The sequence below is a fragment of the Mesorhizobium sp. B2-3-7 genome (assembly GCF_006442695.1).
Lineage (GTDB): Bacteria > Pseudomonadota > Alphaproteobacteria > Rhizobiales > Rhizobiaceae > Mesorhizobium.
Window position 1 is genome coordinate 172,273 of sequence record NZ_VFVV01000009.1, and the last position, 13,274, is coordinate 185,546.

14 protein-coding genes are annotated in these 13,274 nt (G+C 62.0%); 4 read left to right on the forward strand and 10 right to left on the reverse strand.

What is annotated here, in order from left to right:
- Positions 1 to 20: 20 nt before the first annotated feature.
- The 3 genes from FJ940_RS19235 to FJ940_RS19245 form a co-directional block, all read right to left on the reverse strand.
- Positions 21 to 806, reverse strand: a complete 786-nt coding sequence (locus tag FJ940_RS19235) for an extracellular solute-binding protein (protein WP_246671049.1) — start codon at positions 804 to 806, stop codon at positions 21 to 23.
- A gap of 62 nt (positions 807 to 868) precedes the next feature.
- Complete coding sequence (locus FJ940_RS19240) at positions 869 to 1,591, reverse strand: ATP-binding cassette domain-containing protein (protein WP_140657530.1); 723 nt, start codon at positions 1,589 to 1,591, stop codon at positions 869 to 871.
- 2 nt (positions 1,592 to 1,593) lie between these two features.
- On the reverse strand, positions 1,594 to 2,286 hold the full coding sequence (locus tag FJ940_RS19245; protein WP_140657532.1) for an ABC transporter permease: 693 nt from the start codon (positions 2,284 to 2,286) through the stop codon (positions 1,594 to 1,596).
- 95 nt (positions 2,287 to 2,381) lie between these two features.
- Between FJ940_RS19245 and FJ940_RS19250 the strand changes: the two genes are divergently transcribed.
- Positions 2,382 to 3,257, forward strand: coding sequence for a helix-turn-helix transcriptional regulator (locus tag FJ940_RS19250; protein ID WP_140657534.1), 876 nt, complete (start codon positions 2,382 to 2,384; stop codon positions 3,255 to 3,257).
- A 27-nt stretch (positions 3,258 to 3,284) separates the two neighbouring features.
- On the opposite strand, the gene FJ940_RS19255 is transcribed toward FJ940_RS19250, so the two are convergent.
- The 6 genes from FJ940_RS19255 to FJ940_RS19280 form a co-directional block, all read right to left on the reverse strand.
- The gene (locus FJ940_RS19255) at positions 3,285 to 3,491 is read right to left on the reverse strand and encodes a DUF6494 family protein (RefSeq protein ID WP_140499366.1); all 207 of its coding nucleotides are present in this window, start codon (positions 3,489 to 3,491) and stop codon (positions 3,285 to 3,287) included.
- A 309-nt stretch (positions 3,492 to 3,800) separates the two neighbouring features.
- Positions 3,801 to 4,856 (reverse strand): sn-glycerol-3-phosphate ABC transporter ATP-binding protein UgpC, encoded by a 1,056-nt coding sequence (ugpC, locus tag FJ940_RS19260; protein ID WP_140657536.1) that lies wholly within the window; start codon positions 4,854 to 4,856, stop codon positions 3,801 to 3,803.
- Between the two features lie 25 nt (positions 4,857 to 4,881).
- On the reverse strand, positions 4,882 to 5,637 hold the full coding sequence (locus FJ940_RS19265; RefSeq protein ID WP_140657538.1) for a ribonuclease activity regulator RraA: 756 nt from the start codon (positions 5,635 to 5,637) through the stop codon (positions 4,882 to 4,884).
- A gap of 106 nt (positions 5,638 to 5,743) precedes the next feature.
- Positions 5,744 to 6,622: a carbohydrate ABC transporter permease gene (locus FJ940_RS19270; RefSeq protein ID WP_140499370.1), complete on the reverse strand. Its 879-nt coding sequence runs from the start codon at positions 6,620 to 6,622 to the stop codon at positions 5,744 to 5,746.
- The gene (locus tag FJ940_RS19275; protein ID WP_224618856.1) at positions 6,619 to 7,542 is read right to left on the reverse strand and encodes a sugar ABC transporter permease; all 924 of its coding nucleotides are present in this window, start codon (positions 7,540 to 7,542) and stop codon (positions 6,619 to 6,621) included. Before FJ940_RS19275 ends, FJ940_RS19270 begins: the two co-directional genes overlap by 4 nt.
- A 2-nt stretch (positions 7,543 to 7,544) precedes the next feature.
- On the reverse strand, positions 7,545 to 8,825 hold the full coding sequence (locus tag FJ940_RS19280; protein WP_181167675.1) for a sugar ABC transporter substrate-binding protein: 1,281 nt from the start codon (positions 8,823 to 8,825) through the stop codon (positions 7,545 to 7,547).
- A gap of 260 nt (positions 8,826 to 9,085) precedes the next feature.
- Here FJ940_RS19280 and FJ940_RS19285 point away from each other — a divergent pair, with 260 nt between their 5' ends.
- Entirely contained in the window at positions 9,086 to 9,784 is a 699-nt protein-coding gene (locus FJ940_RS19285) for an FCD domain-containing protein (RefSeq protein WP_140521325.1), read from the forward strand.
- A gap of 84 nt (positions 9,785 to 9,868) precedes the next feature.
- On the opposite strand, the gene FJ940_RS19290 is transcribed toward FJ940_RS19285, so the two are convergent.
- Positions 9,869 to 10,855 carry an aldo/keto reductase gene (locus tag FJ940_RS19290; RefSeq protein ID WP_140521324.1) on the reverse strand — a complete coding sequence of 329 codons (987 nt, stop codon included), beginning with the start codon at positions 10,853 to 10,855 and terminating at the stop codon, positions 9,869 to 9,871.
- A gap of 288 nt (positions 10,856 to 11,143) precedes the next feature.
- On the opposite strand from FJ940_RS19290, the gene FJ940_RS19295 reads away from it, so the two are divergent.
- Positions 11,144 to 12,301, forward strand: a complete 1,158-nt coding sequence (locus tag FJ940_RS19295; RefSeq protein WP_140565632.1) for a mandelate racemase/muconate lactonizing enzyme family protein — start codon at positions 11,144 to 11,146, stop codon at positions 12,299 to 12,301.
- Positions 12,302 to 12,361: 60 nt separating this feature from the next.
- A complete protein-coding gene (locus tag FJ940_RS19300; RefSeq protein WP_140521322.1) occupies positions 12,362 to 13,258 on the forward strand; it encodes an NAD(P)-dependent oxidoreductase in 897 nt (298 codons plus the stop codon).
- Positions 13,259 to 13,274 lie beyond the last annotated feature (16 nt).

Sequence of the window (13,274 nt, forward strand, 5' to 3'; positions counted from 1 at the left end):
GAGCCTGTTTGCAACCAGCTTCAGGAACGCCCGCGCTGCGCGTTCGGGAAGAAGAGCTGCTGGCCGTCGATCTTGTACTCTCCGATCGCCTTCTGGCCTTCCGGAGAAATCAGCCAATCGATGAAGCGCTGGCCGGCCTCCACTTTGACGCTTGGATGCTTGTGAGGATTCACCAGCATCACGCCATACTGATTGAACAGCCGCTTGTCACCCTCGACGGCGATGTCCAACTCGCCACGATTCTTGAACGACAGCCAAGTGCCACGATCGGAAAGCGTATAGGCGTTCATGGCTGCCGCGGCGTTGAGCGCCGCCCCCATACCCTGCCCGATCTCCTTGTACCACGGGCCCCCGGCCGCCTCGATGTCGATGCCGGCCGTCTTCCACAGACCCAATTCGGCCGAATGGGTGCCGGACCTGTCACCACGCGACACGAAGGCCGCCTTTTTGGCTTTGATGGCGATCAGCGCGGCTGCGATGTCCTTGGTCCCGCTGACGCCCGCCGGGTCGCTCTTGGGGCCAACGAGGACGAAGTCGTTGTACATCACGTCGAAGCGCTTCACCCCGAAGCCTTCCTCGATGAACTTCTCCTCCTGCGCCTTGGCATGGACGAAAACCACGTCGGCATCGCCGCGCCGACCGGTGTCGAGCGCCTGGCCGGTGCCCTGAGCGACAATCTTCACGCCGATGCCGGTTTTCTTCTCGAACAGCGGCAGGATGTGATCGAACAGGCCGGAATCCTGGGTCGAGGTCGTCGACGCCACGACTATCGACTGGTCCTGGGCAGGCGCGCCGCCTGCTAGCATCAGAAGCACCACAAGCGCAGAGAATATTCGGCGGGTCAGCATCTCAATCTCGGTCCAGTTGATCAAAGCACGAGCTCGCCGCGCACGAAGGCAGCGGCTTGCGGGGTCGCGGGGCGGTCAAGGAAGTCGTCGGCGTCGGCATGCTCGCAAACGCGCCCCCGGAGCAGAAAGACGACGTCTGCCGCGATCCTGCGCACTTGGCCGAGATGGTGCGACGCCATGATGATCTTCGTGCCCGATTGGGCAGCCGTGATGATGATCTGCTCGACAAAACGCGTCGCCGCCGGATCGAGGCTGGCTGTCGGCTCGTCGAGCAGCAGGATTTCCGGCTGGCGCGCCAGGGCGCGGGCGAGGGCCAGCCGCTGCTGCTCGCCACCGGAGAGATGCCGTGCCGGACGTGTCGCGAGATCGAGAAGACCAACGCGCTCGAGCAGTTCCTCCACGCGCGGGGCCCGGAGCCGGCGCGGACAGCCCGCTTGAGCCAGTGCATAGGCGACATTGGCGGCTGCCGAGCGACGCAGCATCACCGGCTTCTGGAACAGGATTGCACGCCGTGTCGGCGGGGAAAACGTTCGTCCCCCCCAAGTCAGGGTTCCAGCAGAAGGTGCAACAAGCCCCATGCAGAGCCGCAGCAGGGAGGTTTTGCCCGACCCGTTCGGGCCGACGACCAGAGTCGGCGCGCGCGGCCCGATCGTCAGGTTCACCCGGTCCAGGATGGTCGTCGCACCGGCGACCAGCGACACGTCATCGAAGACAAGTGGAAGATCGCTCTGAGCAGCCCGCATCCCTAGCCAGCCCGTTGCTCGGACCAAACTCGCACGCCCCAGGCGGCGGCGTTGATCAGCAAGATGAGGAAAATCAGCATCAGGCCGAGCCCCATGGCGAGCGGCAGATTTCCCTTCGAGGTTTCAAGTGCGATTGCCGTCGTCATGGTGCGGGTGAAGCCATCAATGTTGCCGCCGACGATCATCACGGTGCCGACCTCGGCCGCCGCCCTGCCGAAACCCGCGAGCAGAGCCGTGACGAGGCTGAAGCGGCCGTCCCACAAAAGCGTGGCGACCAGGCTCGCCGGCCCGACCTGCATCGCAGTCAGTTCCTCACGGTACTCGCGCCACAGATCCTCGACCGTCTGGCGAGTCAGCGCGGCAATGATGGGCAGCACCAATAGCGCCTGTGCGATGACCATGGCGGCGGGTGTGAACAAGAGGCCGAATTCACCCAGCGGCCCGGATCGCGATAGCAGCAGATAGACCGTCAACCCGACCACCACTGGCGGCAGGCCCATGAAACCGTTCAGCAGCACGACGATCGCCGAACGACCGGGAAAGCGCGCCAGCGCGATAATTGCGCCCAGCGGAAGGCCGGCGATCATGGCGATCGCGACAGCCAAAAGGCTCACGGCGAGCGACAGGCGCACGATGGCAAACAGCGTGGCGTCGCCGCTCGCGATCAGTTGCCATGCGCCTAGCCCTTCCGACATTGCTCCTCGCAGTCCTGTCCCGTGTCAATGTCCTGCAACTCCTCCGTCACTGTCAAATCCTTGAACCTGAACAGGAATATGCATATCAGTGCAGGATGGATTTGCTGACGACGTCCGAAGCCGCCGACTATCTGCGCATTGGTGAGCGCAAGCTTTATGAGCTGATTGCGGAGGAGCGTGTCCCGTGCAGCAAGGTGGCGGGCAAGTGGCTGTTTCCACGGCATGAACTCGACCGTTTGGTCATGTCGGGGTTGATCCGGCCCGCAGGAATGACGCAATCCGAGCCGCCGCCGATCGTCGGTGGCAGCCAGGACGACCTGCTCGAATGGGCTCTCCGCCAATCAGCCTCCGGCCTGGCCTTTCTGACGGAAGGCACGGAAGCCGGCGTGACACGCCTGCTGCGCGGCGAGGTATCTGTCGCCGCGATTCATTTCCACAGCCCCGACCCGGACCCGAATGTCGCCGCGATTGCGGCCAGACCGCGGCTTTACGATGCGGTGCTGGTCGGATTCGCCCGCCGCGAGCAAGGCCTGCTGCTCGCGCCAGGCAATCCAAAATCGCTCAACAACCTGACCGACGTCCTTGCGACCGGCGCACGCATCGCGGTTCGTCAACGCGGCGCAGGCGCGGACATGCTGCTCACGCAATTGCTGGCGGACTCCGGCGCGAAACAGGACGACGTCAACCGGTTGGAGCCGCCCTGCCTGACCGGACCCGATCTCGCGGCTGCCGTGCGCATTGGTAGGGCCGATTGCGGAATTGCCACGCGCGCGGCCGCCCGCGCCGCTGGCCTCGATTTCGTTCCATTGGCCTGGGAAAGCTTCGATCTCCTGATGCGGCAGCGGACCTACTTCCAGCAACCGATCCAGGCGCTCCTGCCTTTGCTAGGGCAGGAAATCTTCGCCAGCCGCGCCGCCGAGCTTGGCGGATACGATCCATCGCCCGCCGGGCAGATACGGTTCTTCAAGTAGCAGCCGACCCCGATCAAGCCGCAGCTCTCATCCAAGATCGATCTCGCCCTCCACGACATGGCGCAAGCCTGCCGGCTCCGAGGTGATGACGGCCCTCACGGTCAGTCGGCCCTGTCCTTTCAGGCCCTTCTCCGCCACGGCTTTCTCGATTGCCTGCTGCGAAGTCACGCCGACCTGCTTCAGGAACTTGCGCATGGAGACGTTGAAGGGATCGGTTTCCATATTCTGGGTCATATGATTGCCTCGAACGGTGTGGACGATATGGCCGGTCCGGCAAGCTTGGTGCCCGCAACGGCGGCGCTGCGCCAACGGAGCACGGAATGGCCCGGGGTGCAACGAGGACGACGCTCGCACTATGTCTGACGCGGTCCGTTCCTCTGTGGCGTAACAACGCGTGGTGCCGAGATCCCTGGTCATGCCGGAGCGCCGCGGGCGATTGCCGTGACGGCCGATGGGCAAACGGCGATCACCGGTGGTTTCGCAGCAAGTGGCAACTGATGAAGGGCATGATGGGATGGGCTGTTTTTCGCCCGTCAGCGCGCCCTAAGCAATCCTGGTACCACTACGAGCATCGAACAGATGCACCTTGGATACCATGATCTCCAACCCAACCTCTTGATCAAGTTTGAAGGGCGGCTGATCCCGCACCTCGGCCACGAGGTCGACTCCACCTGCACTTAATGTAAGCTCCTGGGCCTCACCGGTCGGCTCGACCACTTGCACCCTCGCCTGAGAGTGGTTGCCACCAACCGAAATGTGCTGCGGACGAATCCCATAAACTACCCCATCCTTGTCGCCCATCCGAGCATCCGCCGGCAAGGGTAAGCGCAAGCCCTGATCGGCGACGAATGCGCCGTTGTCGATGCGGCCCTCGATCAGGTTCATTTCCGGCGAGCCGATAAAGCTTGCGACGAACAGATTGGCTGGGTTCTCGTAGAGCTCGGAGGGGCTGCCGATCTGTTCGATCCGGCCTTTGTTCAACACCACGATGCGGTCGGCGAGCGTCATCGCCTCGGTCTGGTCATGCGTGACATAGATGCTTGTTCGGCCGAGCCGTTGGTGAAGCTTCTTGATTTCGGCGCGCATCTTGACACGCAACTTGGCATCGAGGTTGCTAAGCGGCTCATCAAACAGGAAAGCGGCTGGATCGCGCACGATGGCGCGGCCCATGGCGACACGTTGGCGCTGGCCGCCGGACAACTGCCGCGGCATGCGGCCAAGCAGATCCTGCAGGCCAAGGATTTCGGCCGCCGCCTTGACCCTCGAGACAATCTCTTCCCTAGGGACCTTCGCCAGTCGAAGCGCGAAGCTCATATTGTCGGCCACGCTCATATGCGGATAGAGCGCGTAGCTCTGGAAGACCATGGCTATGTCGCGCGACTTGGCCGGCATCTCGTCGACGACACGCCCGCCGATGCGGATCTCGCCGGTCGTCTGCTCTTCCAGCCCGGCGATCATGCGTAGCAGCGTTGACTTGCCGCAGCCTGACGGACCGACCAGCACCACGAACTCGCCGCTGGCGATCTCGATATTGACATCGCGCAAAACTTCCACGGCGCCGAAGCTCTTGCCGAGCTGTTCTATCTCAATTGCAGACACCTATTGTTCTCCCGTCCGGCACCACTCATTTTTGTTGAGCATGCCGCCATGCTCGGTATTCGGCCTCGCCCTCGGGGCTCAACGGATAGTATTTCCGCAGGTCTCCCCCTTGCGCCAGGCGCGAGCGCGAAAACTCTTCCCACTCAATATGCGCGCCGGCGAGCTCGACCAATTTTGGAGCAAGGGCGACCGGCACGACGACCACGCCGTCATCGTCGGCGACGATGATATCGCCAGGGATGACCAGCACGTTCGAGCAGGCGATGGGAACGTTGACGGCGAACGGCACGATGTTGGTTTGGGCGTGGAAATTCGGCGTGACGTCCCTCACCCAGATGCCGATGTCCAAAGCCGCCGCCTGGGCGGAATCGCGGATGCAGCCGTCGACAACCACGCCGGCCCCGCTACGCCCGGCGAAATAGGTCAGCATCATCTCGCCGAAGATGCCGCTTCCCAGATCGCCGCGCGCATCGACCACCACCATGTCGCCCGGCTGCGTGGGATAGAGCACGTGACGGTGTAACTGCCGCTCCGGCTCCTCATATTCGGTCTCGTTGTAGAGATCCTCGCGCTTCGGCATGCACTGGAGCGTGAGAGCAGGCCCCGCCGCCGTGCGGCCCAGCCTCAATGGACGCGGGCCCCGTATCTGCGGGTCGCGAATGCCCATCTTGTGGTAGAGTTCGCTGGCCAGCGTCGCCGAGCCGATCGCCGCAAGCGCATCGACCAATTGTCTCGGCGGCCGCGAAATGTCCGATATCGCCGGTATCTGATCAGCTGCCATTCCGTATCCTCCGATTGCGCGGCGAGGTCCCTGACCCCACCGATCGTCACTCAGTTGCGTATCCCGTCGTCGAAGCCGTCGAGCGTTCTGGGTGCATGTCCGCCATTCAGCCGCGGACGGCACCGGTGGTGAGACCCTTGACCAGCAGCCCCTGGGCAAACCAGACAAACACCAGGGTCGGGATGACCATCAGGACGCCGGCTGCCGACATCGCGCCCCAGTCGATGCCGAATTGCGAGACGAAGTTGGTGAGCCCGACCGGCAGAGTCTGCGCGGCCTTGCTGGAGGTCAGGGTCAGGGCAAGCAGCAGGTCGTTCCAGGTGAAGAGGAAGGTGATGACCGCGCTGGCGCCAATACCAGGAGCAATCAGCGGCGTCACGATCTGGACCAGCGTGCGCACCGTGCCGGCGCCGTCCGACTGGGCAGCCTCCTCGATCTCTTTCGGCACGTCCTGGATGAAGCCCAGAAGCAGCCAGATGGCGACAGGCAGTTTGGCCGCCGTATGGCTCAGGATCAGCGCCCAGATGGTGTCGAGAATGCCCATGGCGGCAAACACGGCAAAGAGCGGAATGGCAAGCGCTATGACCGGGATCATGCGCATGATCAAAAGCATCCCGAAAATCAGCATGGCGCCCGGCATCCTGAAACGCGACAAGGCATAGGCGCAAGGAATGGCCAGCAGATGGACGAGGATGACCGTCGCCGCCGAGACGATGACGGTGTTCCAGACATAGTCCATCGTGTCGTACTCCGCGAAAACGGAGACGTATTGTGTTAGCGTCGCGGTCTCGGGAATGATGTGCACCGGCACCGAGAAGATGTCGGCCGAACTGCGGATCGACGTTAGGAACAGCCATACCAGCGGAAAGACGGTGAACGCGACGGTCAGGGCCAGCGCCATATACTGGCCGGCGGTTCCCACCGTAAATCGACGGCGCCGGCGCTTTGGCCTGGGACGTGCGCTAACGATTGCGGCTTCGCTCATATCGCTCTCCGTTTCGCAATCAGCCACGGTATTCCGTAGAGGAGCCCGAGCACGAACAGCGACATCCCCAAAGCAATGTAGGAGACGGCCGCCGCATGTCCGAAATCCACCGCCTGAAACGCCAGCAGGTAGGAATAGACGGTGAGCAGGTTGGTGGCGCCGCCCGGCCCGCCCTGCGTCATCAGCCAGACGACGTCGAAGGTCCGGAACGTGTCGATGATGCGAAGCATCAGGGCGATCATGATGATCGGACGCATCAGCGGCAGCACGATATGCCAGAAGCGCTGCCATGGCGTGGCGCCGTCCACGGTGGCCGCCTCGAGCGGTTCCTGCGGCAAGGACTGCAGGCCGGCAAGGAACAGTAGCACCATCAACGGCGTGTTCTGCCAGACATCGGCGACGATCACCGAGACGAGCGCCCAGGTCGGATGGTTGAGCCATGGAATGTCGGGCAGGTTGAACATGCGCAACAGCGCGTCGACCAGGCCGTACTGGGTGTTGAACAGCCACCGGAAATTCAGGCCCACCACTGCGGGCGCGATCATCGGAGGCACCAGGAGCAAGGTGCGCGCGAGCCGCATGCCGCGCAATTTGCCATTGACGAGCACGGCGATCGCCATTCCAGCCACCACTTCAATCGTGATCGAAATGATGCTGAATATGGTCTGATTTCGCAGTGCCTGGTTGAACTGGCGGCCGAAGAGTTCGTCGGTGTAATTTGCCATCCCGATGAAGGGCGCCGAACCGCTCAGATCCCAGCGGAAGAAACTCATGGTGAAAGAGTATCCGAGCGGATAGAGCAGGATGGCCAGCATGACGAGGAGCGCCGGGCTGGCCAGAAGGTATCCTCTCTGCCAGGTGTAGGGCAGCGGCGAACGTCGCCGACGCCTCGACACCGTATGCTGCGCGACGGACGGCATCGTCAATCGTAAGCTCCGGCCCGACGCATGATCTCCTCAGCCTCCGTCGCCGCCTGGTTGAGCGAGTCCGCGGGAGAGACCTGGTCGGTCAAGGCCTGTTCGATGGCCGAAAACATCAGCGTGCAGACTTTCGAGAAGCCGGCTAGCTTCGGCCATTCCTTGCCGTTGGCTATCGTCGTCTCGAGCTGCTGCAGCCACACTGCCTGAGGCCCCTTTGCCGCTGATATCACTTCCTTGGCGATCGCCTGGCTGCTGGGAAAGTTGGTGAATTGGTCGAACTGCAACCGCTGCGCCTCCGGACCGACCGTATACTTGATGAATTCGACGGCGGCGTCCTTGCGTCCGGATTGTCCGTTGAGCGCCATGGCATGCGAAATGGCGCATGAAATCGCGGCCTTGTCCTTGACGTAGGGCGCAGTCGACCACTTGCCGACGACACGTGAGGTCTCCGGATTCGATAGGGTCGCGAAGGCGCCCGGCCAATCGAAATTCGCATAGACCGTGCCGGACGAGAATTCGGTCGAATTCTCGTTCCACTGATAGCCTACCGCATCGGGTGGCACGATTTTGTGCTTCTGGATGAGATCGCGATAGAAGGTCAGGGCCTTGATGCCGGCTTCGGAATTGAAGGCCGGCTTGTTGGCCTGGTCCACCCAATCGCCGCCGGCTTGCCAGAGCAGATCGCTGAAGGTGCGTTGTGCTGGATCGCCCTGCCCCGGCACGACCAGCCCATAATGGCCATTGCCGGTCAGTTTCAGCCCGACGTCGACGAGCTCCTCCCAGGTCTCAGCCGGCTTCAGGCCTTTTTCCTGATAGATATCGCTGCGGTAGTACTGGACGCGCGAATCCATGTTGCGCGGAATGGCCGCCAGATTTCCAGTCTTGGGATCGCGCAGATACTTGACAGCGACCGGGTAGAATTCCGCGAGTTCGCTGTCGCTGAAATAGCTGTTCAGCGGCGCAAAATGGTTGAAGTAGGAATCGATCTGCGCCGTATGGGTGCTATAGACGTCGTATTGGCTCGATCGCGCTGCGCTCAACGTGACCACCTTCGCGGTCAGCGGGGTGAATTCCAGCAAGTCGTAGCGAACCTTGATACCGGTCTTGGCGGTGAAATCCTGAACGATCTTTTCCCAGTATTTGGGATAGAGCGGGCCGCCGGTGATCAGCAGTGCGGTGATCTCGTTCGCGTCTGCCCTGGCGATCCATGGCGCGGCTAGCGAGCCGGCCGTCACTGCCGCGCTCGCGGCCAGGAATTTGCGTCTCGATAGGTTTGCGGACATCATAATCTCCTCCTTGGTTTGATTGGTCGGCCCATCCAAGGGTCGGCCGATAACTTCAACCTTTCCGGCAAATCCGCGGCGGCTTGCTCCTCCCGCAGCGAGACTGCCTGGACTACGTCCCGAACGACGCTTGCGAGCCCGCCGGGCACCGTTCGATCCTCCCTTCCCGCAGGCCGAGTTATAGGCTACTGAGCACCATGAGATAAGTTGACTGCATATCTAGCTATCAGCCTATAAGCTTATCAGACAAGTGGATGTTAATGATGGATGCCATGGAGGTCAAGCTTCAAACTTTGCCCAAGCAGGTGGCCGGCGTGCTCGCGCGCCGCATCGCCAGCAGCGGCGTCGCCGGCGGCCAGGGACCGTCGGAGCAGCAGATCCTTCAGGAGTTCGGGGTTTCGCGCGCGGTGGCACGGGAAGCGCTCAAGATCCTGGCGTCTCTCGACATGATCGAGATCGCGCAGGGACGACGCGTGGTGCTGCGTCCCGCAGACGAATGGGACTATCTCAGTCCATTGCTTATCGACTGGCTGCCGCCCGAGCAGACCCGCGAGATCTTGGCGGAAGCACACGCAACGCGGATAATCATCGAACCGGCCATCACCGCCATCGCGGCCAAGCATATGACCAAAGAGAACCTCGAGCGTCTTGGCACTCTGCTGGCAGCGATGTCGGCCAGCGAAGACAATGCGGACGCCTATCTGAAACTCGACCTGGATTTCCACATGGAGATTTGCCGGGCAGCCAAGAATAGGATCCTCGACCGCTTCATGTACTCCTCCCGGTGGTGGCAGATGGCAAGCAGGCGCATCAGCAACCAGGTGCCTCATGCCCTGCCCTCGGCGACTGAGATGCACAGAGCGATCTACGAGGCGCTCGTGGCGCGTGATGCAAAACGGGCGGAAGAGGCGATGCGCCGGCACCTGAAGATCACCACGGCCGTTGGCCTGCCCCCATAAGAAATCGCCAGCCGATGCTCCCGAGCGGCGCAGCCAGCAATCGGGCTGGCCGCGCCGCTGCGCGCCGGGAGGACGCGGCCGATATCAGGCGCTTTTTGCTTGCTGTTCCTGGCGCTGGCGCGCGCGAAAACCGAACATGTCGCCCTTGTCTTTGATTTCCGCCCATACCGGTCCGGTAATCTTGTCGATGGCAGCGATGTCCGCGTCGGAAATCGCCCAGCCTGTGCTCTCAGCATTTTCCTCGAGTTCCTTGACCGTGCGCGCGCCGACCAGCGGCGAACTCACGCCCGGCCTGCTGGTAAGCCACTGGATCGCAAGCTGCGGAACCGTCTTGCCGTAGCGCGCCGCAATCGGCTTCAGGGCGTCGACGGCGTCAACCGCGCGCTCGTAGGTGCCCGGCTGGAACAGAACGGTGGTGCGGCGCTCATCGCCTTCGACGAATTTGGTGTCCGGCGACAACAGCCCTGTAAGCAAACCCTGGGCGAGACCGCTATAGGGCATCACGCCGATATTATGCTTGCGGCAATAGGGCAGCGTCTCAGCCTCAACCTCGCGCCACAGCATGTTGTAGGGTGGCTGGAGCACGTCGATGACGCCATGCTGACGGGCGCTGTCCATGTCGGCGGTGCTGAAATTCGAGACGCCGACTGCCTTGATACGCCCGGACGACCGCAGCCGCTCCATCATCTCCATGGTCGGGCCGATCGGAAAATCCGAGTTCGGCCAGTGGACAAAATAGACATCGACATAGTCCGTCTGCATCCGCTTCAGCGAACCGTCGAGCGCCGCCTCAATCGCGGCGGGTTCGAGGTGATTGGGCGCAACCTTGGTCGCGATAACAGCCTTGTCGCGACGGCCGGCCAGTGCCTTTCCGACGATCTCCTCGGCATGGCCATGTCCATAGGCTTCGGCCGTGTCGATCAGCGTTATGCCAAGCTCCGCGGCGCGTCGGATCACCCGGATCGATTCCTCGTCGTCGGCCGCGCCCCAAAAGGCGCCGGACATACCCCAAGTGCCTAGACCGATCTCCGATACCCTGACCGGCGACGATCCCAACTGTCGCTGTTGCATCCTGTTCCTCCTGATTGGCAGGCAGGGCCATCACCCTGCTGATGTCCAATTTATACGCTTATATACTCGTCTAACAAGTAGGTTCCGGCGGATTTATGGCGCTTGGCGCGGAGCCACGAATTTCCCAAATGATTCAATGATACCTGCCGCTGCGAGGTGTATTCGCGCAAAATCGTTCAAAGGGGGTTTACGTTCCATCTTCTCATCTTGTATGCTTATTGGACAAGTTGACCTAACTGACCATATGCATTTGTAGGCGCCGCGCGCCATCACGGGGAGGAGGTTTCGATGAAGATCACGGACATCAGGACAGCGGTCGTCGCCTATCACGGCAAGGCGACCCTGATCCGCATCGATACGGACGCCGGCATCTCCGGTTATGGCGAGGCAAATCCCGATGCAGGCGCCGCCGCAATCGTCGGGCTGATTTCGGAACTGAAGTCGGAACTGATCGGCCAGGATCCGCGCAATGTCGAATATTGCTGGGACAAGATTCGCCGTGACCATGTGTTTTCCGGTGCGCAAGCCGGCGTCTTTCTCATCGCGCTGACCGGGCTGGAGATGGCGCTCTGGGACGTGGCGGCGAAAGCCGCCGGGCAGCCGCTTTATCGCTTGTTCGGCGGCAAGTTCCGCGACCGGATAAGACTCTATGCAGATTGCGGCGATGGCGATGAGGAATCGGGATCGCCGCAGGGATGCGCGGCACGCGCGCGCCGCATGGTGGCGGAAGGCTTCACGGCGCTGAAATTCGACATCGACAATCTGCGCCACCCGGCGAAGTTCGACGCGGTGAACCATACCATCAACGGCGCCGAGTTGCGCTTCATGGTCGAGCGTGTTGCAGCGGTCCGCGATGCGATCGGCCCCGACGTCGATCTCTGCATCGACCTGCACGCGCGCTACGACGTGCTCAGCGCCAGCCGCATAGCGGCCGAGATGGAACGGTTCAACCTTCTCTGGCTGGAAGAGCCGATCCCGGCGGAAAATGTCGAGGCCCTGAAGCAGATCCGCATGCGGACCAAGACGCCGATCTGCGTCGGCGAAAATCTCTACCTGCGCTGGGGCTTCCGCGAACTGTTCCAGAACTATGGCGCCGACGTCATCATGCCTGACGTGCCGAAATGCGGCGGCCTTGCGGAAAGCCGCAAGATCGCGAATCTCGCCGAGATGTACTATGTGCCGTTCGCGCCGCATCTGGTGTCGACGCCGCTGGGCACGATGGCGACATGCCATGTCTGCGCCAGCGTTCCGAACTTCCTCGTTCTAGAGTGGCACGCGCTTGAAGAGCGGGAGGCGTGGGACAGTTACGTGCGCCTTCCGTACGGCGCGAAGTCGATCGTCGAGGACGGCCACATCGTGGTGCCTGACGTGCCCGGCATCGGCGTCGAACTCGACATGGAAGGCGTCCGCAAGCACGCCGTGCCAGGCTTCGGCATCTTTGAATAGCTGACGACCGGGCCGGGCGGATTGAACTGCCCGATCAAACAAATCCGTTGTGAGGAAGCCATGGGCAAGCGGATCATCTTCACCGGCGGCAGTGGCAAGATCGGCCGTCACGTCATACCCTACCTGCTCGAGCGCGGGCATCAGGTTCTGAATCTCGACCTGACGCCGCTCGATGTGCAGGGCGTCGACACCGTCATCACCAATCTTGCGGACGCTGGCGAGACCTACAATGCACTGACGCTGCATTTCGGGTTCAACGAATACTTCGGCGGAAGGAGCCGCGGCCCGGTCGACGCAGTGGTCCATTTCGCGGCGATCCCGCGGATATTCCTGCGACCGGATAACGCCATGTTCACCGCCAATGTGCAGTCGACCTACAATGTGATCGAAGCCGCCACCAAGCTTGGCATCCGCAAGATCGTCACTGCTTCCAGCGAAACGGTGTACGGTGTGTGCTTTGCCGAAGGCGACCGCGATTTCACATCGTTTCCGGTGGACGAGGACTATGACGTCGATCCGACCGACAGCTATGGTCTCTCCAAAGTGCTGGGCGAGAAGATTGCGCGCTCTTTCGCCTCCCGTACTGGAGCCGACGTCTATGCCCTGCGGATCGGCGGAGTCGTCGAACCGCGGGATTATGGCCGCTTCCCGGAATTCCTGGCCGACGCCTCGAAACGGCGGCGCGACGGCTGGACCTACATGGACGTGCGCGATCTTGGCCAGATCGTCGATCTGTGCATCGAGAAGGACGGCTTGGGGTTCCAGATATTCAACGCAGTCAACGACAACATCGTGGCCGAGATGCCGACGGCGGAATTTCTCAGCAAGCACGCACCCAACATACCAGTCACACGCGCCCTGGATGTATTTGAGGGACCGATCTCAAATCGGAAGCTGCGCGACATCCTTGGGTTCCGGCAAGAGTATGACTGGCGCACACAGCCTGCGGATACTTGACTGGTGGCGGAGAAGG

Bases quoted from the DNA above. Each gene is read 5' to 3' on its own strand.
- FJ940_RS19235 (WP_246671049.1), bottom strand. From the start codon at position 806: ATGCTAGCAGGCGGCGCGCCTGCCCAGGACCAGTCGATAGTCGTGGCG.
- FJ940_RS19245 (WP_140657532.1), bottom strand. From the start codon at position 2,286: ATGTCGGAAGGGCTAGGCGCATGGCAACTGATCGCGAGCGGCGACGCC.
- FJ940_RS19280 (WP_181167675.1), bottom strand. From the start codon at position 8,825: ATGTCCGCAAACCTATCGAGACGCAAATTCCTGGCCGCGAGCGCGGCA.
- FJ940_RS19300 (WP_140521322.1), top strand. From the start codon at position 12,362: ATGGGCAAGCGGATCATCTTCACCGGCGGCAGTGGCAAGATCGGCCGT.
- FJ940_RS19265 (WP_140657538.1), bottom strand. From the start codon at position 5,637: ATGGCAGCTGATCAGATACCGGCGATATCGGACATTTCGCGGCCGCCG.
- FJ940_RS19295 (WP_140565632.1), top strand. From the start codon at position 11,144: ATGAAGATCACGGACATCAGGACAGCGGTCGTCGCCTATCACGGCAAG.
- FJ940_RS19255 (WP_140499366.1), bottom strand. From the start codon at position 3,491: ATGACCCAGAATATGGAAACCGATCCCTTCAACGTCTCCATGCGCAAG.
- FJ940_RS19290 (WP_140521324.1), bottom strand. From the start codon at position 10,855: ATGCAACAGCGACAGTTGGGATCGTCGCCGGTCAGGGTATCGGAGATC.
- FJ940_RS19270 (WP_140499370.1), bottom strand. From the start codon at position 6,622: ATGAGCGAAGCCGCAATCGTTAGCGCACGTCCCAGGCCAAAGCGCCGG.
- FJ940_RS19240 (WP_140657530.1), bottom strand. From the start codon at position 1,591: ATGCGGGCTGCTCAGAGCGATCTTCCACTTGTCTTCGATGACGTGTCG.
- FJ940_RS19250 (WP_140657534.1), top strand. From the start codon at position 2,382: ATGGATTTGCTGACGACGTCCGAAGCCGCCGACTATCTGCGCATTGGT.
- FJ940_RS19285 (WP_140521325.1), top strand. From the start codon at position 9,086: ATGATGGATGCCATGGAGGTCAAGCTTCAAACTTTGCCCAAGCAGGTG.
- FJ940_RS19275 (WP_224618856.1), bottom strand. From the start codon at position 7,542: ATGCCGTCCGTCGCGCAGCATACGGTGTCGAGGCGTCGGCGACGTTCG.